Annotated in this window: 19 protein-coding genes and 1 tRNA gene; 5 read left to right on the forward strand and 15 right to left on the reverse strand. The window is 52.4% G+C overall.

Translation table 11 applies throughout. The features are described 5' to 3' along the window. Positions 1 to 84: 84 nt before the first annotated feature. Positions 85 to 1,827, reverse strand: coding sequence for an IS66 family transposase (tnpC, locus tag SH302x_RS19490; protein ID WP_479363298.1), 1,743 nt, complete (start codon positions 1,825 to 1,827; stop codon positions 85 to 87). A gap of 72 nt (positions 1,828 to 1,899) precedes the next feature. Then, positions 1,900 to 2,085 carry a hypothetical protein gene (locus SH302x_RS19495; RefSeq protein ID WP_479364238.1) on the reverse strand — a complete coding sequence of 62 codons (186 nt, stop codon included), beginning with the start codon at positions 2,083 to 2,085 and terminating at the stop codon, positions 1,900 to 1,902. Positions 2,086 to 2,177: 92 nt separating this feature from the next. On the opposite strand from SH302x_RS19495, the gene SH302x_RS19500 reads away from it, so the two are divergent. Beyond that, positions 2,178 to 3,641, forward strand: a complete 1,464-nt coding sequence (locus SH302x_RS19500; RefSeq protein ID WP_479363345.1) for an IS701 family transposase — start codon at positions 2,178 to 2,180, stop codon at positions 3,639 to 3,641. 26 nt (positions 3,642 to 3,667) lie between these two features. Here the strand turns inward: SH302x_RS19500 and tnpB are convergent, their stop codons facing one another. The 8 genes from tnpB to SH302x_RS19540 form a co-directional block, all read right to left on the reverse strand. Continuing rightward, the gene (gene tnpB / locus SH302x_RS19505) at positions 3,668 to 3,910 is read right to left on the reverse strand and encodes an IS66 family insertion sequence element accessory protein TnpB (protein ID WP_479364240.1); all 243 of its coding nucleotides are present in this window, start codon (positions 3,908 to 3,910) and stop codon (positions 3,668 to 3,670) included. A 26-nt stretch (positions 3,911 to 3,936) separates the two neighbouring features. Next, positions 3,937 to 4,320 (reverse strand): IS66 family insertion sequence element accessory protein TnpA, encoded by a 384-nt coding sequence (tnpA, locus tag SH302x_RS19510; RefSeq protein WP_479364241.1) that lies wholly within the window; start codon positions 4,318 to 4,320, stop codon positions 3,937 to 3,939. Between the two features lie 112 nt (positions 4,321 to 4,432). Next, the gene (locus tag SH302x_RS19515; protein WP_479364242.1) at positions 4,433 to 4,588 is read right to left on the reverse strand and encodes a DUF1580 domain-containing protein; all 156 of its coding nucleotides are present in this window, start codon (positions 4,586 to 4,588) and stop codon (positions 4,433 to 4,435) included. Then, positions 4,581 to 4,817, reverse strand: coding sequence for a MerR family transcriptional regulator (locus SH302x_RS19520; protein ID WP_479364243.1), 237 nt, complete (start codon positions 4,815 to 4,817; stop codon positions 4,581 to 4,583). Before SH302x_RS19520 ends, SH302x_RS19515 begins: the two co-directional genes overlap by 8 nt. A gap of 145 nt (positions 4,818 to 4,962) precedes the next feature. Beyond that, a complete protein-coding gene (locus SH302x_RS19525; RefSeq protein WP_479364244.1) occupies positions 4,963 to 6,996 on the reverse strand; it encodes an ATP-binding protein in 2,034 nt (677 codons plus the stop codon). Between the two features lie 122 nt (positions 6,997 to 7,118). Continuing rightward, positions 7,119 to 8,300: a tyrosine-type recombinase/integrase gene (locus tag SH302x_RS19530; protein WP_479364245.1), complete on the reverse strand. Its 1,182-nt coding sequence runs from the start codon at positions 8,298 to 8,300 to the stop codon at positions 7,119 to 7,121. Positions 8,301 to 8,420: 120 nt separating this feature from the next. Further along, positions 8,421 to 8,494 (reverse strand) — tRNA-Arg (locus SH302x_RS19535). 507 nt (positions 8,495 to 9,001) lie between these two features. Further along, positions 9,002 to 10,102 (reverse strand): TerC family protein, encoded by a 1,101-nt coding sequence (locus SH302x_RS19540; RefSeq protein WP_479364247.1) that lies wholly within the window; start codon positions 10,100 to 10,102, stop codon positions 9,002 to 9,004. A gap of 310 nt (positions 10,103 to 10,412) precedes the next feature. Between SH302x_RS19540 and SH302x_RS19545 the strand changes: the two genes are divergently transcribed. The 4 genes from SH302x_RS19545 to SH302x_RS19560 all read left to right on the forward strand — a co-directional run bounded on the left by SH302x_RS19545 (position 10,413) and on the right by SH302x_RS19560 (position 14,816). Further along, positions 10,413 to 11,366 carry a rhomboid family intramembrane serine protease gene (locus SH302x_RS19545; protein WP_479364248.1) on the forward strand — a complete coding sequence of 318 codons (954 nt, stop codon included), beginning with the start codon at positions 10,413 to 10,415 and terminating at the stop codon, positions 11,364 to 11,366. Positions 11,367 to 11,402: 36 nt separating this feature from the next. Further along, complete coding sequence (aroB, locus tag SH302x_RS19550) at positions 11,403 to 12,548, forward strand: 3-dehydroquinate synthase (RefSeq protein WP_479364250.1); 1,146 nt, start codon at positions 11,403 to 11,405, stop codon at positions 12,546 to 12,548. A gap of 253 nt (positions 12,549 to 12,801) precedes the next feature. Further along, complete coding sequence (locus tag SH302x_RS19555; protein ID WP_479364252.1) at positions 12,802 to 13,797, forward strand: GTPase; 996 nt, start codon at positions 12,802 to 12,804, stop codon at positions 13,795 to 13,797. 2 nt (positions 13,798 to 13,799) lie between these two features. Next, positions 13,800 to 14,816 (forward strand): sirohydrochlorin chelatase, encoded by a 1,017-nt coding sequence (locus SH302x_RS19560; protein WP_479364254.1) that lies wholly within the window; start codon positions 13,800 to 13,802, stop codon positions 14,814 to 14,816. Positions 14,817 to 15,566: 750 nt separating this feature from the next. Here SH302x_RS19560 and SH302x_RS19565 read toward each other — a convergent pair. From SH302x_RS19565 to SH302x_RS19585, 5 genes are all read right to left on the reverse strand, one after another. Next, positions 15,567 to 16,901 (reverse strand): HD domain-containing protein, encoded by a 1,335-nt coding sequence (locus SH302x_RS19565; RefSeq protein ID WP_479364255.1) that lies wholly within the window; start codon positions 16,899 to 16,901, stop codon positions 15,567 to 15,569. Between the two features lie 9 nt (positions 16,902 to 16,910). Then, positions 16,911 to 17,636, reverse strand: coding sequence for an ABC transporter ATP-binding protein (locus tag SH302x_RS19570; RefSeq protein ID WP_479364256.1), 726 nt, complete (start codon positions 17,634 to 17,636; stop codon positions 16,911 to 16,913). 193 nt (positions 17,637 to 17,829) lie between these two features. Next, positions 17,830 to 19,119: a nucleotide sugar dehydrogenase gene (locus SH302x_RS19575; protein ID WP_479364257.1), complete on the reverse strand. Its 1,290-nt coding sequence runs from the start codon at positions 19,117 to 19,119 to the stop codon at positions 17,830 to 17,832. Between the two features lie 209 nt (positions 19,120 to 19,328). Continuing rightward, on the reverse strand, positions 19,329 to 20,120 hold the full coding sequence (locus SH302x_RS19580; RefSeq protein ID WP_479364258.1) for a transposase: 792 nt from the start codon (positions 20,118 to 20,120) through the stop codon (positions 19,329 to 19,331). Between the two features lie 1,126 nt (positions 20,121 to 21,246). Continuing rightward, entirely contained in the window at positions 21,247 to 22,005 is a 759-nt protein-coding gene (locus SH302x_RS19585) for a PEP-CTERM sorting domain-containing protein (RefSeq protein WP_479364259.1), read from the reverse strand. Between the last annotated feature and the right edge of the window lie 177 nt (positions 22,006 to 22,182).

The following is a 22,182-nucleotide window of genomic DNA, read 5'->3' on the forward strand; positions in this document are numbered from 1 at the left end:
CCAACTCTGGCGACACTCCCAACTCTTGCGGTGTATTCCTAGCATCTGAGTTCCGTAAGCGTCCACCACAACCAGTTGTTGGGGTTAGTTGGATTGGCCCTGGGTTTGCTGGCGTTTGAGTTTGGCGGAGATGATTCTGCGGGCTCGTGTTATCTGCTTGCGGTCTGATTTATAGCGGCTTTCCTCTGCCCGGTACTCGCGAATCGCTTCGGGATGCTCCTGCTTCCATACGTCCGGCAAAAGTTTCTCGTATTGAGTCTCGCCTGCTAGTACGCGATCCAAAATGTCCTTCAAGTACTGCCAGACATCCAAGTGGTGACGTTTGGCACTGCTCACAATGCTCATCAACCTAGCCACCCGCTCGCCAGATTCCACGTTGCCAACAAACAACCAGTTCTTCCGTCCCAATGCCACCTGACGCATCAACTGCTCTACGCGATTGTTGTCGATCGGAATCTGGCCATGCGCCGTGTAGATCGTCAGAGCATCCCAGTGGTTACGGATATATCCCAACGCTCCTGCCATGTCCGACTTGGGAAACAATTGCCCTTCATCCAAACTATCAATGTACTTCTTCATCGCCTCCAACAACGGTACCGCATAACGCTGACGATGCTCCACTCGTGATTCCGCATTCATCCCCTGCTCGCGCGCGTTCACATCGTAAAGCCCCTGCAGCATATCCAACAGCTTTTGCCGATACGGATTCTCCTTGGACACCTCGTAAACCTTACGACGCGCATGCGCCCAACAAGCCGCGAACTGCAAGCGATCGCGGTTATCAAGCACCACGGCTTCATTTCCTGAGAAACAATCACCTTGAATAATACAGCGACTCTCTCGAAAGAATTCATCCGGGCCATCCCGGTGACGCGATATCCGAAAGTCAAAGATGTTATAGGGCGCTTGATCTAGACCCCGATAAGCCCACATCTTCCCTATCAAGCTATCTTCACCCTTGCCTTTCGCTTCACGCATCTTCTCGATCAACCGCTGCGTCTTCAGGTCACCGGGTTTAACCTTCGGCTCCTCCTCTGGCATCAGCATTCGACAACTGCTTTCATCCAGTCCGACTGCGGAGTCCTTCTGCACACGCCTGGCCATGAACATGAAGAACCCAAGCAACGCAAAGTCCACTTGCACCATCAGATTCTGCAATGTCGAACGACTGGGCGTCCAACCACTGCTGGCAAAGACATCCGTCTGACGATACAGCGGAAGATGCAAGTCAAGCTTCTGAGCGACCACCACCGCACCGATACTCGAATCGTATTTGTTACCCTCAACCAATCCGGTTGGTCGCTCGGCAGAAACGATTCCATGCTCTTTGCAACATGGGCAGCCATACTTGGGGTTCTCGATCACTCGCTTATAAAGCTTGGCTGGTTCATAAACCAAGGTTTCGGTCCTATCGACACCGATCATCGCCATGGGACCATGCTCTGGACAGATGCGATCTTGCTCTGGAACATCGCGAAGTTCCTTCACTTCAGGAAGGTGCGACGGGAGCGATTCATTGCGTTTCTTCTTGGCTTTGGGCGTGCTTTTGGATTGAGCGTCATCCAGAACCTTTTGTGCTTCGGCCTCCGCTTCTTGCCGAGCTTGCTCAAGTTCTTCTTGCGAATCGAAGGGGAGCCAAGGAGTCGCACCGGGCGAAATATGCTTCTCTTTTTTCTTGTGCATGTTGGCAAGCATCGCTGCCAACTTGCGGTACTCTGTCTCGAACCATTGGAGCTTGGCCTTGAGTTGCTCGTTCTCTTTCTGCAGCAATTCGATTGCCGAGAGAGGCTTGTCAGATGGATGATTATTCGAGGTCGCGTCTTGCATACTTATTGAACGCATGAAGCCCTAAAGTGGTTCCGCAATATCTTCAAAAAAGAGTAACTTGATAAAGAGATTTTACAAGCCTGATGACGAGGTAGTATTGTTGCTAACATGAGCCTGCACCGAGAATCGTTTTCGACGCTTGATGTTGGAGACATCGATGCCACTGAGCAACATGGAAAGCTGAGCGTGATCAATGACTAGGCTCTTGGACTGGCTTGAAGTAAGTGGCACCTGGATCTGCACTTTAGGGAATCTCATCAATCAAGTCGAGGATTGATCTTGCCACGAAAAAGGCCCTTCGGGAAATTGGAGGTTACCACACCAAACCAATCATCCACAAAGGGCCAAGGATGGCTAAGCGTAAACACTCCGGCAGACCTCCACAAGCTCAACATGCTGCGAAATCCACGTCGTCTCAACACGACAAACGGCAGAGGTTGGTTACGGCCAATCCGAATCGTCAATCCACTGAAGCTGCCAGCGTGCCACTGCTGGGCGGTATAGCCACACTCACTACCGCCATGAGCAGCTTGCTGGACAAGCGAATCGCGTTCCGGCTGCCGATTGTTGTTGCCGGAGCTTTGCTGGCCGGAGGTCGCCGGACGGCCGCCAGTTGGTTTCGATGTGCGGGTGTCAAAGACGATTGGGATCGCTTTTATGAACTGCTTCAATCCGTCGGCAAGAACGCCGCTGCGTTGGCGTTTGCGGTTCTTGGGGTAATCCTCAGAAAGTTTGATCCTGGTGAAAAAGGTTACTGGACGATGGCCATCGACGATTCGCCAACCAGACGATTTGGGCCATGCGTGGAGGCGGCCAACATTCACCACAATCCGACTCCTGGCCCGGGTGATGGAGACTGGCTCTACGGACACAACTGGGTCTGCTTGGCGATGCTGATAAGCCGTCCGCTGTTTGGCATAATCGCGCTGCCCATATTGTCGATGTTGTACGTTCGCGAAGTTGACATCACCAAGCTGAAACAGCGATATGAATGGGAATTTCGCACTAAACACGAACTCGCCTTGGAGCTCTGCCGAAAAGTGATGCGGACCCTTAGAGCCCTGGGAAGCAAGGCTGGGTTCATCGTCGTGTTCGACGGAGCGTATGCAGCGATGGTGTTGATCCGACCGCTGATTGCCGAAGGGGCGATCATAGTGACGAGGCTGCGTAGTGACGCCAAGCTGTTTGAGCTTCCCGTGAACAAAACCGGACAGCGTGGTCGGCCTCGCAAATACGGCAAGAACCGTATCAGCCTCAAAAAGCGAGCGACTAATCGTCGAGGTTGGAAAACGATTAGCTACTGTTGTCGCGGCGTTATGGTCGAGCGTCGCTACAAGACATTTTTGGCGACAAGCCAAGTTGTGGGTGGGACAGTTCGAGTGGTACTGCTGGAATACACCAGGGGTAATTGGGCGGCGTACGTTAGCACTGACGCTTTGATGAGCGTCGAGATGATTCTGAAGACAGCGTCGGATCGGTGGGCGATCGAAGAGCATTTTCATGACGTCAAAGAAATCTGGGGTGCAGGTGAGCAACAAGTTCGTAACGTGTGGTCGAGCATTGGCTGCTGGAACCTGTGCGGATGGTTGTATACACTGGTTGAATTGGAGTGTTGGGATCACACGAGTGAACAACTGGTGGACCGAAGCGATCGTCCATGGGACAATCCAACTCGCCGTCCTTCGCACAATGACCGCCGGCGAGGAATAGCCCGGAAAATGCTGCGCGAAGTATTTTTGAGAGATCTCCAATCTGCCGCCGATCCATCAAAAATACGCGACCGATTCGAAAGACTCTTGGCCCTAGCGGCATAAGCCTAGCACGCTATTCCAACAATCCCCTAAAGTGCAGCCTGGATGGTACCAGCTTCTAATCTTTTCATGAAGATGGCGAGCCCATCTCGATCCCACCAGAGTATCTTGACGCGATCACGACGACGATTGATGAACATGAAATAATCACCAAGTCGAATATCGCGTTGAAAGTTGGCTTGGACGATGGCGTGCAGGCCATCGTAGGAACGTCTCATGTCGACCGCTTGCATGTAGAGGTAGACCCGAGTGGTTGAGGCGACAGCGAGCATAGACGGACTCAATAAGTTGCGGATGGCTAATTGCGAACAATGAGTTGCTGGAAACCGGCGTCTAGATGATCGCCGGAGTTGTCATGCTGTCGAGCGGCCCATGTCAACAAAGTCTCGACAGCGCTGGAGGAATCAGAGCGGCAAAGGATCTTGATGCCACGTGTTTCGATGGTGAAGTGAAGCGTATTGTTGCTTGAATCGGATTGCGTTTGGCTTGGTGACGTTGCGCTAAGAGTTGTTGGATTAGGATTAAGGGCTGTTGGATTCGAGTGAAGCTTCTTTCTCCAATAGTTGAAGACATGGAACGAAAGGTTTTCATTTCGACAGAACTGAGCGATGCTAAGACCCGACGACTGAAAACGTAGGAGTCGTTGAGCCCAGAGTTGGGACTTGGAAAGATCACGAGTCATGCTGTAGGTTCCTGGCATAGAGGTTTCGGCAACCCCATCGGTCGCCGTTATCAAACCCTACCCTCCAAATCAAGCCCCCGCCGACTAAAAACCCACTGGTTCTGATGTACGCTTACGCTTCAGTAGTGCATCGCCTGCCACCAATCATCCAAGTTTGCAACTTCGCACCACCAAGTCCTTTCGTGGCCCATCGCCAGCAGGTCGAAGGGTTTGGCCTAGTGCCGGTCACTTTTTCAACAGCAGTTGCGAGTGAAAGGTAGTTACTCATCACTACCTCCTCTTCGAATTGTTGCATTGGCAGGAATGAGAATTCGTCTACCGTGGTGCTCGTGGTCCAAGTGGCCATCAGCAATCGCTCGATACACGGTACGAAGGCCGATAGACCTATTGGCAGCGTACTCTTGTGGGGACAGGAACTTGGTGGGCGGTGCGAGAATGCCCGCCAATTGATCGACGATAGCCGTGGCCAATAGCTCGATATCTTTTTTGGATAACATGACTAACCCTATGAAACAGGGCTGCAGTCTCCAAAACAGAAGTGATCGGCTTACATTGGAACATGCCACAGCAAGCAGTGGCTACACTGGCGGATGATATCGAGTCATTTAGCCAGATCAAGAGTTTGTTGAGAAAAATTCAAGACTATGTGGCAATGCCGAGCTTTTCGAAAAAGATTTGGTTTCGCCGTTTAGCGTCCCGAAGTAATCTCGTGTATGACACTACCTGGATATAAGCCTTGAAATGTTCATGGTAGTAAACGTAACCTTCGCCGTCTGGCAATGGCTTGTATCCCAATGGGAGCAACAGTCTCACGAGTGAATCGGTAAGGTCGCAGACAATGTAAGCGAAGAATGGCGTTGAGTCCCTGAGTTTGATTGGCTTTCCGTTCCTACCTTTGGCTTTTCCCTGGCGTAAATCGGAAAAGTAATCTTCGAGTTGTTGATGCGGATTGTCTGCTCGATTGTAGTTTTCCCTTTCCGGCCGCTTGAATTCGATTAGGAAAACAGTTCTCTGCTCGTCTATTGCGTTCTTGCTATCGCCGAACAAAAACGCCGAATCAAAGTACACTGCTAAGTCAGGGCGTTTCGGCGATTTACTCTCAACTGCTTCGTGGCTTCGCATTGGCTTGTCAGACGCAAGATACGAATGGAATGCTAGTCTCTCGTCAATAATCCAAAGATTAGCGTCTTCGTAGGAGATATCATCGGATGTTGATCTAAGAGGAAAAATGATTTCGTGTACCGCATCCTCTAACGGAAAAGCACCTCGTTTATCCATCTCGATCGATCGTTCTAGCGCGTCCAAAGCAGCCTTTCGATCTAATACATACTCTCCAAGTTCTGCTGTGATAAGCTGGCTCTGTTCATTCAACAATTTTCGGTACTCTTGGCGAAACTGCTCAATGTTACGTATGCCAGAGAGTGATTTACGGCTCAACTCACTAAAGCGTCTTGTCGTGTCTGCTTTATAGATGTTGTATACCTTCATGATTTGAATCGAGAGTTCTGAGTCACTCAGCCCCGGCGAAATTCGCATTAATTCCTTTCTTGCATGTCGTAAAAGTACTCTGTATGTGGGGTGAGACGCACAGAAACTTTCAATTCGTTGCCAGTGTTGCTTCTTCGGCAGCGCGATAAATTTCTTCAAACTACGCTTTGCCATTTTAAGAGCAGTTTGACGCAGGTTTTTCAAAGTGAAGACGGGAACAAGAGTGTCACCTTCTACGTCTTCCTTAAGTGTAAATCGCGTCCTGTCATGGGACACATTCTGATCAAGTACACTACTTGATACTTGAGAATAGTAGAAAAATCGCTTGCCTTTGTAGACAAAGCTAGAACTCTGGAAAATATGCTTCGGTTCTAAACGATCGACGAGGACAGGGCGACCATGTGCGCAGTACTTGACTCTGTGCGCCCTTGCGATTTTATCGCTAACGAATAAGTGGCGAATTGAAACTTGCTCATCCGCAATTTTGATTTCGTCTTGCTTTGCGAAAAGCAAGAATTGGTCTTTCACTAGCTCATTAAGATCATGGTTCTCGCCAGCCACGGAATCAATCAAAACTATTCGACAGGGATTCTTGCTGAGTAGGTGGTCCAAAAAATGTTCTGCAAGTTGTGTTGCCAATCGATATGCCTCAAGATTGCACTTTGAAAGAAACTCCTTTCGGTATGCAAACAACTGAACTTTCGTTGTCCTTTCTTCGTCATTTCTTGCTTTGATTAGCCTTGGCCTTTCTACTCCATAGCTATTCGCGGAGAATCGAAAGGTTCGATTACAAACAACTCCGTCTTCGATGAAACAGCTATTGATCTTCACATCTTCGAAACACGCAATAAAAGAGAAACGCCCGAGTCCTTTTCCTCCAATGTCTGCTTTTCTCTGTGTACCGGCTTCTTTGAATGCTTCAAAATTATCGTTTGTAAACCCTATCCCATTGTCGCAAACTTCGAAGCCAGAAATTGGCCCTACTGAAAGAGCGTCGTTTCCGTCCGTCAAGCTACTACTTTGGTCCCGTAGGATACGTACTGATATCGCACCTTTTAGCTCACTGTTTAGCCGCTTATGCTCGGCAATTGCTTGAATTGAATTCGAAACTGCTTCGTAGACTGGTAGCAAAAACCCGTCAGGTTTGATCTCAAGTGATTTTGCTACTCCGTAAGCATTTGCTCGCATAGTTTCCCCCTTCGTCTTGCTGGCTTCCAATTCCCGGCATTTTAACAGAGAAGAAACGAAACTATCACTTCCAATTCCCGAGGGGGACTAGAAATCGTTTAAACATTTGCCGGGCCATGAGCCTAGCTCACCATTGCCGCAATCGCGATAGCTTTTGTTCTGTCGGCTTCGGCATACACTTGCGTCACACCAACTTCGCTATGGCCCAGCAGAACGCTCGCAACTTCTAAACCGTACTTGGCGCGGACTTCGGTTGCGAATGTATGGCGTAGCCGATTAGGACTCCATTTTGGCACCTCGGCGCGTTTGCAAGCCGACTCTATGGCCCCAGCGTAACTGTCTGTAGTGTAGCAGTCTCCAGGCACTTTTCTGGGCTTTCTGCCTTGTCGGCTCGCAGTACCATACCCAGGTCGGTTGCCTTGGTTGAGCGGGGTGACACGTTTGGCTCTTAAAGCTTCCTTGCGTTGTTGTTCAGACTCTTTTGGCGAGAAGCAAGCTCTGTTCGCAGGCCGCAGCAAATAGGGCAGTAAAATCTCTTTCGCTTTTGGGCCGCAGTAGATAGTTCGCTGTTTACCTCGCCATGATGTCTTGTGCTCTGAAAACTTGATTTCCCAAACATCGCCAGATCGATCGACCATCGCGGGGGTTATGTCACATACTTCACCAGGGCGACAGCCGGTTGCCCGTTGGAAAGCCACCATATCAGAAAGCACCTTGGTCATAACTGCCTTTGTAGCGCCTACGGTTGTATCGTCGATACTTTCGATCGCCTTTGCTTCTCTGGCATTGCAGCGGCCTTTCTTTAGCGCATCAACGCACTGAAGCGCAGTTAGATTGCTTGGTGGTAGCAAGCCCTCACCAACTGCCCAGCGAAAAACTCGCCGCAGTCGTTTCATTTGTTTATTGACGTATTGGCGTGATCGGTCTTTTTCCTTCAACCAACATTCCCTCACTGCCTTGAACTCGCAGATGCCAAACTCCGTGGCAGGCAGGGATAGGTACAGGTCAAGCAGCATAGGCTGAATGGCCAACTTCATGTTGATATGCTCTGTGGATTGGCCATAGTAAACTTTCGAATGCCGCAGATAGGCCATGGCTAACTCGCCGATGAGCAGGCCATCGGTTTTTTTGCCCTTCGGAGGGGCTCCTGTTGCAAGGTACTCAGCGATGAAACGCCGGTAAGCCTCCTCGGCTTGCAGGGTTCCATATTTGCCAAGTAGGTAGTCTTTTCCGGAAATGGTGACGCGAGCTTGCCCTGAAGAATGTTTGCGCAACTTGGGAATGCGAATGGCAGATTTTGCCATAGAAAGCACCTTTCAAAAATCGATTTGGGAAAAGTTCCCAAAATCTCAGCTTGCAAAGTGCGTCTCTCACACGGTGTGAGGTAATCGTTTTGCTAACGATTCGCTTGGTAAAGTATCAAGTACACCCAACTTGATTCGAACAAGTAACCTTCGGTTTCGTAGACCGATGCTCTATCCAATTGAGCTATGGGTGCTTATGCATTCAATAGCCAAAGTGTAACGACTACTGGTCACTCAAAGCAAGGGGCTAACGAACACATTTTTTCCTCATTCAGCTCTCGTGGCGACGAATGATGCGTTAAACGCAATACGCTCACGCAATTCCCAGCGACGACTGCTTACCCATCTAACCTTCAAGGAAACGGAATGCTCGGAACAGTTGGCATAGGCTGTCCAAAACCATCTCGAATAAACATCAAAACCCTAAACGGGCTGCTCACGCTGCTTCACAATATAATCCTCTACCGAGTTGCTACCCAATAAAACCCTCTACCGTGCTGCTCCGCTGGAAATTGAACGGTAATGCTGCCCAGTTCGCCGCTTAGGCACGTGGCAGATAGAAGCACACAACCCGTACGACGGACTTCCAGTCCGACTTCACGTGTTCTCGACGGACTAGAAGTCGGTAGTACAAAAGAATTACCGGAAGATTTTAACCTGCCGCTCGGCTCAGCCGCCCTACCAAGCTTTCGCCGGCTTGGCTAAGTCGCCAACGTTCGGCGTCGTGCAGGCGAAAATCCTAACGCAAAACATCCCAACATGGTTGTCCAAAACAGAATGCTCTCAGGCCGGCGAACGTCATGAAAATCCAAAATATGAGGCGGACGATCGGGCGAATGTGGTGCCGACGATATCCCCAGTGGCCAGGATGCAACTAACCAATCATGGTAACCCGCTGCCACTTCGCGACGCTTCGCTTCAAACTGCTGAAAACTACTGTGTGCATCTCCCAAATAGCTCGCGATCGCTGGAGTCCGATCAAATGACCAATCGCTGTTACATCCCCAATCAGTCACTAGCTTGAAACCGATCACAGCTACCAGCAAGTAAGCGGATATCTCAAAGCGTGGAAAGCGATCCAGCAAACGTATGAACAAGGCCGCTGCAAAACGCATCAAGATGACGCCCAGCAAACCACCCGCAATCACCACCCACAACTTGTTCTGACGCGAACCCGCCAAGGCCATCGCAGCCAAAATGGAATCGACCGCAAACGCAATGTCCGTCAATTCAATAATGAGCACCGTTTTCCAGAACGTCCAGTTACTGAAACCGCCCGTCGCGCAGTACGGTCCCTCAGCCGTACTGTCCTTGGGCTGCGCGGCGACATTACCATCGCTGATCAGGGATGCTCCAATGGGAAGCCGTTGCTCAAGCTCGATGTTCTCGCGTTCCAGATTCAGTTCCGCGCCCGTCTTGGAATCAACTAAGTGTGGAGAACCCGCATGGTCCAGCGTGTAACGCTCTTCGTCTTCACCGCTTTCAAACATCAAATGCTTGATCGCTATGTAGAGTAGATAGCCTCCACCTAGCAGCTTTACGAAAGTCCACTGCAATAAGAAACTTGCTGTCGCAATCGCTAATACTCGAAAGACAAAAGCACCCACCAAGCCGTACGACAATGCTCGGCTTCGCATATGCTTCGGGAGCCTTTTTGCAAGCAAGCCTAGCACCAGCGCGTTGTCGATCGAAAGCAGGCCTTCCAAAATGATCAACAGCCCAATCACCACAAGGTCAGACCACTGAATGAGTTGACCAAAGATTTCGATGTCAGAGAGGAGCACGGTGGGGGAAATTTGCATAGGCTACTATAACGCAGTTGCAGGTTGAAAACCGCAGGTGGTTTTCCCTGCTCGCAGGCTGGGGATGGCAGGCGCAACGCACCTGCATTTGCCGTAAAAGATAACCGATCCAAAGGAACTTGCGATAGCCATACTGACCGAACCAATTCACAATCCTTAACGAATCTAGATAGCAATTGCGCATTCCAGAGCTTCAATGGACTTGGAACTCCAACGCCCATGCGGTTTAATGGTGCGCACCGCGTCACATCATTTCCCGCGAACACCCCCGAATTTTCCATTCCGCATAGAGATATAGTAGTACGATTGCATGCGATTCCTCGTTACTTTGGACGGCCAAAAGAAAACTGAACAGTTTGTTGCGTACCTTTTGGCTCAGAAAATCTCGACGCACCTGGAGCCCAGTTCGGGGGCTGCAGACCGCTGGGACTTGTGGGTTCGCGACGAAGATCGCTTGGCGGTTGCCCGTAGCCACCTAGCGGAATTTGAAGCGAATCCCCACGACAGTCGGTACGCCGCCGCGATCAGCCAAGCGGAAATGGCTCTCCAAGAGCAACAAAAACGCCAAGCGAAAGCCGCAAAGCAGATCAAGAAAGGCCGCGAAGTTTTTCAGCAAGACTTGGTCGGCGGCAAGGTACCTCCCGTGACCCTGACGCTGCTGCTGATCGCCATTGCGGTCTCACTGATTACCAAGTTTGGCAACATTCGTGATCCAAATTCGTTTGGCCTAAAACTGTTAGAACAACTCTACTTCGTGAACCCGGCTCTCTACATTGCCTCCGAGCTGGACCCCGCAGCGAACCTACGAAACTTCGAGTTGTGGCGAATCGTCACACCAATTTTCATTCACATGGATCCTTTCCACATTTTGTTCAACGGCTTCATGCTTGTGTCGTTGGGACGGATCACGGAAAGACTGGAAGGCACCGTTCGTTATGCTGCCATCGTATTTGCTATCGCAGTGGTTTCTAACTTGTTGCAGGGCCTGCTGCCTGAATCGATGATGGGTAATCCGATCTTTGGAGGATTATCGGGAGTCACTTATGGGTTGTTTGGATACATCTGGGTCAAAACGACCCTGAACCCTCGACTGGGCATCGCGCTGGCGCCCGGCGTGGTATTGATCTTACTTGCCTGGCTGGGGCTAACCATGTCAGGCGTAATCGGTATCAGAACGGCGAACATGGCTCATCTGGGCGGTTTACTCTCTGGCGCAGGGTTAGCCTACCTCCTTCACAACCTTAACCTTCGTCGACAAGCCTAGCTTAGAACGCCCACTTACCGCCGTCATAGCACTCACATGTTGAATACCACCTTGAACACCATCGTACAAGTTGACTTGGCCCAGCGCAGCTATCCAATGTATTTGACAAGCCATGCGTTCGGTCAACACAGCGAGGTTTACAATGGCGTCTTGGCCGCGCTGCAACCGATTCGACATGCGGTGATCATTCATGATGCTCGGTTACTCACTTCGGTGACACAGCCAATTGTGGATCGTTTGACTAGCAGTGGCATCCGAACGGATCTGATCTCTGTGCCCAGTGGAGAGCAAAGCAAATCGATCGAGCAGCTCAGCTCACTTTGGAACGCCATGCTCGCTTGCCAAACGGATCGCAAGAGTGTGGTCTTTGCGGTGGGGGGGGGCGTGGTGGGTGACCTAGCGGGCTTTGCTGCCGCTAGCTTTGCACGTGGACTTCGTTTCGTACAAATACCAACCACGCTGCTGGCAATGGTCGACAGCAGCGTCGGTGGTAAAACTGGCATCAACTTGCCAGCGGCAAAGAATATCGTCGGCGCTTTCTGGCAACCAACTCAAGTCATCATCGATCTTCACACCCTAAGCAGCTTGCCCAGCCGCGAGTACACCAGCGGTCTGGCGGAAGTGATCAAGTATGGCATGATCATGAGCCATTCGTTCTTCGAGCGTTTAGAGCAATTGGCCAGAGAGCTTGTGGACCGCAACGAACAAGCGTTGCAAGAGGTGATCGCGGAATCATGCCGCTGCAAAGCGTCGGTGGTCACAGAAGATGAACGCGAAACCACTGGCCGACGCGCTATCCTGAATTACGGCCATACGTTCGCTCATGCCATCGAAGCGACCGCCGGGTATGGAAAACTGCTGCACGGCGAAGCTGTCTCGATTGGCATGGCAATGGCCGGTCGACTGGCAGTCCACTTACAAATGATCGACAACGACAGTATCGAACGCCAGAATCGATTGATGCAATCGGTCGGGCTGCCGATCGACTATCAGGATTTTGATCTAGAGGAACTGTGGCAAGCGATGCAAAGTGACAAAAAAGTCGAGCTTGGTAAGTTGGGTTTTATCCTGCCAACGAAGATCGGCCATGTGCAACGCGTTGAAGGAATCACTCTAGCGCAAGTAAAGGCAGCACTGGTAAATTCGCTAGAGGGCAAGTCAGATATTCACATTGCAAAGTAGCCGAAATGAGATACAGGGCTGTTGATTTAATCAGCCGGAATCCGTTTGCGTCCGGTTCGTTCCCCTTAACCGGGTGCTAATGCACTCCGGCTGATCGTCATATTCCAGGTTTGGATTAAATCGACAAGCCCATAGCGTCGGTTCTCTCGGAAACTGTGAGTTGTCGCTCAATGGCTGATGTGCCTAAATTCAAAAACTGACTTGCCCTGCAACTCGTTTGACTAAATGACAATCGACTCTGATCGGATTTCCAATGCCTGCGAATCTCACTCCTCAGTACCACAAAGCAGAACAGCAGTACCGCGCCGCAAGCAACGTTGCGGAAGAACTGGGCGCGTTGCAAGAGATGTTGCGATTAATGCCCAAACACAAGGGCACTGACAAATTGCAAGCGGACCTGAAGAGCAAGATTGCTAAGCTGCGCGCGGAAAGTACAGCACAAAAAAATTCGGCTGCAGGCAAGGGATTTAAACTGCCCATGCAGGGAGCCGGACGAATTCTGATCATCGGTCCACCCAACTGCGGCAAGAGCCAACTGTTATGCAAACTGACACGAGCTCACTCCGAAGTCGCCGATTACCCTTTTACAACCAACGCCATTATACCTGGCATCGCTCATCACGAAGATTGCCCTTTTCAACTGGTCGACTTGCCGCCGGTGACAGCGGATGTCATGGACATCAACTTGTTGAATTTGGTCCGCGGCAGCGATCTGGTATTTTTGATGGCGGATTTAAGCAGTGATGATATCGTGGATGATTTGAGCGCCGTGATCGCTCGTTTCCAAGATGGTAAGACTCGCTTAGGTCGCGAAAGTTACTTGGACGAAGAAGATCTCGGCGTGACCTACACGCGTGCATTCTTAGTCCTAAACAAATGCGATGCTCCCGGCGCTGCCCAGCGTCAGGCGATTCTCACAGAGCTCTTGCCGCTGGTGTTTGAAACATTTTCAATTTCAGCTCAAACAGGCGAGGGATGTGACGCGTTGATGAAGGCCGCTTTCGACCGCATGAACATTGTTCGCGTATATGCCAAAAATCCCAAAGAGCGCGAAGCAGACATGACCAAACCGTTTGCGATTCGAGCCGGAGATACCTTGGTGGAATTCGCTGAGCAGATTCATCGCGATGTGGCAGCAAGCTTTAAGTCGGCTCGTGTGTGGGGCAGTAAAGTACATCCCGCAACCGTGGTCAAACGTGACTATGAACCGACCGATCGTGACATTGTAGAACTGAACATAGGCATCTAAAAATGGTCTTAAATTCGGCACGTAAGCACCCTTTTGCAGTGGTTCATGCTCTTGGTCAACAGCAAGGCGGATTACTGATTGTTGGTCATGGGACGCGATTGCCAGCCGGTCAAGCGCAGTTGTTCCAGTTGGTCGGCTTCATGAAGCGGCTATGTCCCGACGTACCCATTGAAGCATCCTTCCTGGAGCTTTCGCATCCCGATATTGCAACGGGGCTGGAGGCTTTGAAACGACAGGGGACACATCGCGTCCTGATCGTCCCCATCTTGCTATTTGACGCCGCACACGCTCGCCAGGATATTCCCGACGCGGTCCATGCGGCGGCAGTTGATCTGGCGATCGAAGTGCTTGGGCAAAGCGAGCCGCTCAATCTGAACCCAGTGACGCTGGCATTATCTGCGTTGCGCTGCCTGCAAGCTTTATTGTGTACCAATCCGCTGGGATGTAATGAAGCGGCGTATTGTGAGCGTGCAACGAAATGCATTACCGGAAAGCGATATACGCGGGGCATGCAATTGCTTCCTGCGATTCAATCGCGATTTATTGCTCCAAGTCCCGCGCTGCGGTACGGTCCGAACGAGAGCCAAGCCATCTTGGATTTAGAAGTCGACCTGCGCGAGCAACTTTCCGGTGCAGCGCTTGTGATGATTGGCCGTGGCACGTCGGAGACTGCCGCCAGAGCGACAATGCGTCAGTTTTGTCAAATGCGCTGCGAGCAGTATCCTGCCGCTTGGTCGACCGTCGGTTTTTTTGCTGGTGATGAGGTGACGGTGGAAGCCGCGCTGCAACAAGCCGCGCAGCAGTCAGTCAGCAATACGATCGTGGTCCAGCCGCATTTGTTGTTTGAGGGTTTATTGACGATGCAACTGCGAGAACTGCTGGACACGTATCGCTTGCAGTATCCGCACAAGCGATGGTTGTGTGCCATGCCGCTTGGTGGGGATGAAGCGTTGGCACTGACGTACTTGTCGCTTGCCGAGCAGAAGCTGGTGAATCTTTCACAGCAAGACCTCGTTTGACGTGTTAGCGTCGCCCAAGCGCATCGGGCGACTGTCGGGCTCGTCCCGGCTGTCGCAACAAGATTGGTGCGCTAAAGGCAGCACTGGCCAAGCGCATCGAGCGACCGTCGGGCTCGCCCCGGCTGTCGCAAAAGGATTGGTGTGCTAAAAGGCAGCACTGCCCGAGCGCATCGGGCGACAGTCGGGCTCGTCCCGGCTGTCGCAATAGGATTGGCGTGCTAAAGACAGCACTGCCCAAGCGCATCGGGCGACAGTCGGGCTCGCCCCGGCTGTCGCAACAGGATTGGCGTGCTAAAAGGCGACGCCCTCGCGCGGGACCTCCGCAGGTTGGGCGGGCCGCAGGCCCGCCCAACCTGCGGAGAGAGTGGTTTGCGCAGCACTGTTAGCACACCAATCCCATTGCGAACCTGGGCACAAGGCCCAGCTTCGCTACCGCGCCGCCCGCAGGCAAGCACTGGCCAAGCGCTGCCCAAGCGCATCCAGCGACAGTCGGGCTCGCCCCGGCTGTCGCAACAGGATTGGCGTGCTAAAAGGCGACGCCTTCGCGCGGGACCTCCGCAGGTTGGGCGGGCCTGCGGCCCGCCCAACCTGCGGAGAGAGTGGTTTGCGCAGCACTGTTAGCACACCAATCCTATTGCGAAACTGGGCACAAGGCCCAGCTTCGCTGCCGCGCCGCCCGCAGGCTAGCACACGCCAAGCGCATCGAGCGACAGTCGGGCTCGCCCCGGCTGTCGCAAAAGGATTGGTGCGCTAAGCGTCAAATACATCGCGTAGCACAGCTTCTAGATCGACCTGCATTAACTCGCGTTTGATATCGGCAGGTACGAAGACTCGCACACGCTTGACCATGTTATCAAACTGCTGCGTCGCTAACGTCTGCACCACCGGCGACAACTCGCCCAACGTGCGAAATAAACCATCGCCCGTGCGAACGCGTACATCAAACTGTACCTCCAACTTCGCCGGAGGAGCATCAATGATGACATCATGCTCAGACAACTTGCTGCCAACACGCGACGATAACCGACTTGCTAGCTGACTGCTTGCGGCTACTAGATCAGCAAACGGTCGTCTGGCAATAGACCGATGCAATTCTGCCGATGAAAGGACGTCATACTGAGCGGCTCGCTTCAGCAACCGCCGCTGAGTGCCAAACAAACCGTCGGCGAGTGCGAACGCGTCGGATTGTTTGGCTGATTCGATCAATCTTGCTTGAAAGATGCCGTCGCTGCATTGCCGCGCTTGCTGCAGAAACGCTTCACGATCTGGCAGCACGTAGATGATCCGTTGCAACATGGCCGTCGCAGACCGAACCGCGTGGTGCCAGTAAACTTCGCTGAACATGACATATCGCGCAAAGACCATCATCTCGGCCGCCGTGGTCCCTTTGTGCGTGATCGCCAATCGGTCGCGATCCGTGTCAACGCACAGTTGGCTGATCAAGCGTGACTGGTCAAAGTTACGTCCATAGGGCACACCAGCGTGCATGGAGTCGCGATCCAAGTAATCTAATTTGTCGATATCGATCGGTCCGCTGAGCATGCTGGCTAGCAGCGGGTTACGATCGGAATCGCTGACACTGGCGTTCTTTGGGTGCAGCAACGCGAGGACTTGCAGCGGCTGGATATCAAACTCGTGCCTCAGGATTTGTGCTAAATCCGAATCAAGCAGAAAATCAGCCGCGATCGCTTCATGCTTGGGGACAGCTTGCAAGCGGATGTCTTCAATCGCATGAGCGTATGGGTAATGACCAACGTCGTGCAGCAGAGCGGCAACCAAGAACACAACGCACTGCTGAGGACTGCAGCGATCGCGAAACTCAGGCGTTTGTGTCAAGCGTTCCAAAAAAAGCAACGCGTTTCGATAGACTCCCAACGAATGCTCAAACCTCGAATGCTGGGCACCCGGATAAACCATCGACACGAGCCCCAACTGGCTGATCGAGTTCAAGCGACGAAAGGCTACGCTGTCGATCAGTTTGCGAATGCGAGCTGTGACAGGCACATCGACGCCGGGTGGGATGCGAATAAAATTACCTGCCAGTCGCAAGGCTTGTAGTTCGGGGATCTTTAAATAATCGTCCATCGTGTGCGTTCAAAGAATGGTTTGTTGAAGTGCTGCAGCGGCCACTTCATGATCGGTGGTGTCACAAATAACAGCGCCGTCTCGCAAGACGATATTCCTTTTTGCATTGCGAGCGATATGCAAATCGTGCGTGACGAGAATCACCGTAAGATGCTTCTCTGCATTCAACCTTGCAAACATGTCAATCACTTCGCGGCTAGTCTTTGTATCTAAGTTGCCTGTCGGTTCGTCGCCCATCAAAATCGAAGGGTTGGTGGCCAGCGCTCGAGCGATCGCTACACGTTGCTGCTGACCGCCCGATAACTGGCTGGAATGATGCTCCATGCGGTCTCCCAAGCCAACCAATTGCAGCAGATCTTGAGCGCGTTGCCGACGGGCGCGAGCGGACATTCGTTCGCCGTACAGCAGCGGAAGCTCCACATTCTCTAGAGCAGACGTGCGATTGAGAAGGTTGAAGTTTTGAAAGACGAATCCAATCTGCTGATTGCGAATATGCGCACGCTGATCGCGAGTCATATTCACTACTTCAACGCCATCGAGCAGATAACTGCCTGACGTTGGTCTGTCCAAGCAGCCCAGCGTATTCATCAGCGTCGATTTCCCACTGCCGCTTGGTCCGATCAAAGCGACATATTCTCCACGTTCAATGTTCAACGTCACAGACGCAAGTGCGTGAACTTCAACTTCGCCAAGCTGATAGACCTTTGCGACATTGCGCAGTTCGATGAGTGCCATGTAGTAGACGATGAAGTAGAAAGCAAAACGCGGCCAACCTCGAGAGTTGCCGCTCCGACAGATTATAACAACATCGATCAAAGGCAATCGGTAGCTATTGAGAAATCCCAATACATCCGACCAAACGCTTGGTATTTGACTCGTTCACGGCTAGTTCAGGGGGAATTTGTAATATCACGCGTCTAGGGGAACGCTACGCCTTCACAACCCTAGCTCGACCGCTCATGCCGCAGCATGCGTTGCGAGTGTCCACTACGATCGAACTCCAATCCATCAACTGCTGGTAATCGATGTTGCGATGGGCCGTTGAGATCACTGCCGCATCGAATTGCGAAACGGTCGCTTGATCCCAGACAATCGACTTGGTTCCCGCCCAGTGCGAATGCTCGCGACTGGGCCGAATCACGGGTACGTAAGGATCGTAGTAAGCGACCTCCGCTCCTGCCGCCTGCAGTTTGTCCAGCAGCACATAGGTCGGAGATTCGCGATCATCATCCACGTTCGCTTTATAAGCCAAACCGACCAGCAGAATGCGGCTGCCGTTGAGCGGTTTGCGGTCGTCATTCAAAGCTTGAGCGATCCGATCAACGACATACTGAGGCATCGACGTGTTGACTTCACCAGCCAGCTCAATGAAGCGCGTCGATTGCCCGAACTCGCGAGCTTTCCAAGTAAGATAAAACGGATCGATTGGAATGCAGTGACCGCCCAAGCCTGGTCCGGGATAAAAAGGCATGTAGCCAAATGGCTTCGTTTTAGCCGCTTCGATGACTTCCCAGACGTCGATTCCCATCGCATCGTAGACGACTTTTAGTTCGTTGACCAAAGCGATATTCACGCTGCGGAAAATGTTCTCCAGCAGCTTGGTCGCTTCGGCTGCTCGACAGCTACTGACGGGTATGACGCGCTCGACCGCTTGTGAATAGACCTCGATGGCGCGTCGCAAACATTCTGGTGTCAAGCCGCCGACGACTTTGGGAATCTTTGCAACTTGGCTATCCGGGTTGCCGGGATCTTCGCGTTCGGGAGAGAACGCCAAGTGGAAGTCTTTACCCGCTGTCAGGCCCGACCCTGCTTCCAAGACCGATCGCAAGTCTTCTTCGGTCGTGCCTGGATAGGTGGTTGATTCCAAGACGATCAAAGGCGGCCGGTTGCTAGCGACCAAATGTGGAGCGATAGCGCGGCCGGTGTCTAGGACGTACGAGATGTCTGGTTCACGATTTTTGCTGAGTGGAGTGGGGACACAGATGATGATAGTGTCACATTGGGCGACTAGCGAGAAGTCCGTGCTGGCTTGGAGGCGATTGCAACTGCGTTGTTGAGCGATCGTTTCGGCGGGGATATGGTGGATATAAGATTGCCCAGCGTTGATCGCGTTGACTTTTGCGGGATCGATATCCAGTCCTAAGACTTGGACATCATTCTTTGCGAATTGAAGCGCCAGTGGCAGTCCGACGTAGCCTAAACCAATAATTGCAAGCATGAAGATAAGTCTGAAGTCTGAAGTCTGAAGTCTGAAGTCTGAAGTCTGAAGTTTATCAGATTTCCTGGTCGCGAGAGCCCCAGCGACAGTCGGGCTCGCCCCGGCTGTCGCAACAGGATTGGTGTGCTAAAAGGCAGCACTGGCCAAGCGCATCGGGCGACAGTCGGGCTCGTCCCGGCTGTCGCAACAGGATTGGTGTGCTAAAGGCATTACTCACCCCGACGAATTGCGCGTTGATCGTATTCGCCAAAAGTCGCAACATAGGCACTGTATTGATACACTGGCTTCAGCCCGTGGACATACGTCAAATTATTCATCATTTTCAACACGACAAACTCAACAGAATCCGAAACGTTGGCCCCCAAACTCATATGCAGATGGTCCGCAACGATACCACAGCGAGACAGACGCCATTCAAATTTCTTACAAACGCTACGCACCATTTCCTGCGTCCTTCTAACCAAGACTTCATTCACGTTCATCCACCTTTCTTGATGAACCAGCACGATATGTAGGTTGTACCACAATAGGGATCGGTCTATTGAAATCGGCTGACACAAGCGAACATGGTGATCGATAAAGTTCACATCTTCGAATAACTCCGAGGCTCGCCTTGTCGCCATTGGATGGTGGGCAGCTTGATCGGCGATGTACGCCTCAATAATTGACCGCTCCTGCGTCCCATAGCTGCGCAGAGCGTAGTGTTTTGCGATTGCAAAATCCTTGAAGGCTCGCCAAGCGTACCATAAACGTCCCTTTACCCGTTGGGTGATGAATTGAGGGCTTGCATGAGGCAGTGTGCTGAGAGCCAATTGCAACACAGAAGGCTCTGCAAATCGATTAGAGAGAACTCGAATTCCATCCCGCTCCAGCGATTCGGAGACTTCATCGAATGATTCTACGGGTGGACGAGTCCCCTTGAGGAATAGTGTGAGAGACCAGCGTAATTGGTAAGCGAAAGAAACATTCTCAGGGGTGTAAAGCGGTTTGAGGTCGTGCATGAATCGCCCCCGAAAAAGGTAACAATATAGTGTCTTCTCGAAACGATTCCAAGCAACAGCAGCCCTGGCCAAAGAGCAAGCGCATCCAGCGACTGTCGGGCTCGCCCCGGCTGTCGCAACAGGATTGGCGTGCTAAAGGCAGCACAGGCCAAGCGCATCGAGCGACAGTCGGGCTTGTCCCGGCTGTCGCAATAGGATTGGCGTGCTAAAGACAGCACTGCCCAAGCGCATCGAGCGACAGTCGGGCTCGCCCCGGCTGTCGCAACAGGATTGGTGTGCTAAAAGGCGACGCCCTCGCGCGACTTCCGTATTGCGGGCGGGCCGCAGGCCCGCCCGCAATACGGGGAAAGAGGTTGCACAGCACTTGTTAGCACACCAATCCTATTGCGAACCTGGGCACAAGGCCCAGCTTCGCTACCGCGCCGCCCGCAGGCTAGCACACGCCAAGCGCATCGGGCGACAGTCGGGCTTGTCCCGGCTGTCGCAATAGGATTGGCGTGCTAAAGACAGCACTGCCCAAGCGCATCGAGCGACAGTCGGGCTCGCCCCGGCTGTCGCAACAGGATTGGTGTGCTAAAAGGCGACGCCCTCGCGCGACTTCCGTATTGCGGGCGGGCCGCAGGCCCGCCCGCAATACGGGGAAAGACGTTGCACAGCACCTTAGCACACCAATCCCATTGCGAACCTGGGCACAAGGCCCAGTTTCGCTACCGCGCCGCCCGCAGGCTAGCACACGGCAAGCGCATCCAGCGACAGTCGGGCTCGCCCCGGCTGTCGCAACAGGATTGGCGTGCTAAAAGGCGACGCCCTCGCGCGGGACCTCCGCAGGTTGGGCGGGCCGCAGGCCCGCCCAACCTGCGGAGAAAGAGGTTGCACAGCACTTGTTAGCACACCAATCCTATTGCGAAACTGGGCACAAGGCCCAGCTTCGCTGCCGCGCCGCCCGCAGGCTAGCAGAAGGCCCAGTTTCGCTATCGCGCCGCCCACAGGCTAGCACAAGGCCCAGCTTCGCTACCGCACTCGAACATGCCATCTGCCAATAAAAAAACTCCGCACTGGATAACCAGCGCGGAGTTTTTTAAAAGTTTCACAGACCCTAAAGGATCGACGAACGGTTCAGCAGAAACTAAGCGACCAAATCATTCGACTCAGCAGCTTGCTTGTTCTTCATGCGACGTCGAGCGACCACGCCACCGATTCCAGCAATCGCCAAAACCGCCATCGAAGATGGCTCAGGAATGGCTGTGACTGTGCCATTTACAACAAAAGGCTGTGAACCGCTAGCGGCAGTTCCGTTGAAGTAAAATGTTCCGCCGGTGGTCGTGCCACCCCAGGTTACCACCCTAACAGTCACGGTATCTTGGACATTCTGGAGGGCAGCAATTCCGGACAAGTCTATCGCCGCTTGGTTGTTCCCCACGTTATTGGTTGTCCCGCCCCAAGTAATCGCAGTTCCGATGTCAGCAAATGCACCAGCACCAACAGCATACTGCCATTGACCAGTCGTAGGGCCCGACGATGAACGGCGAATGTTGTAAGGATCGATCTCACTTAACGATAGTAGAAATCCCGCGTTGGGAGTAAGTGTGAACGAAAAAAGCTTATCTGCTGCTAATGCATCTTCGAAGGTTGCAACCTGGAACGAGTTTCCTCCAAAGCCTCCTGCTGCACCAGTGCCGGTGGTACCAACGCCGGTCCCTCGAGTCAAGCCACCTACTGCAACGAGCGGATCGGTAGTGTCTGGTGCAAATGGTGACGGACCAAAACTGTCGGTACCACCGGGTAGTGAGCCAAACGACCAACTTGCAATAACCGCTGCGTTCCCTGTAGCCGCGTAAGACAAACAAGCGGCCAAACTCAGGACCGCACACAAAATCTTCTTCATAAACCCTCCGGGCCGGAATCATAAGGCCGGCAAATACTCGTGAAAGATAATCTACGTAATCCGCCAAGTCTTCCTATCTTAGTTAGCGTGCAATCGCGGGAGAACTAGAAAAATCATTAATTTACATTAAGAAATCAACGGTAGCGGCGGCCGCCCGCCGACAAGCCCTTAGCGATT

The organism is Njordella calcicola, from assembly GCF_056494125.1.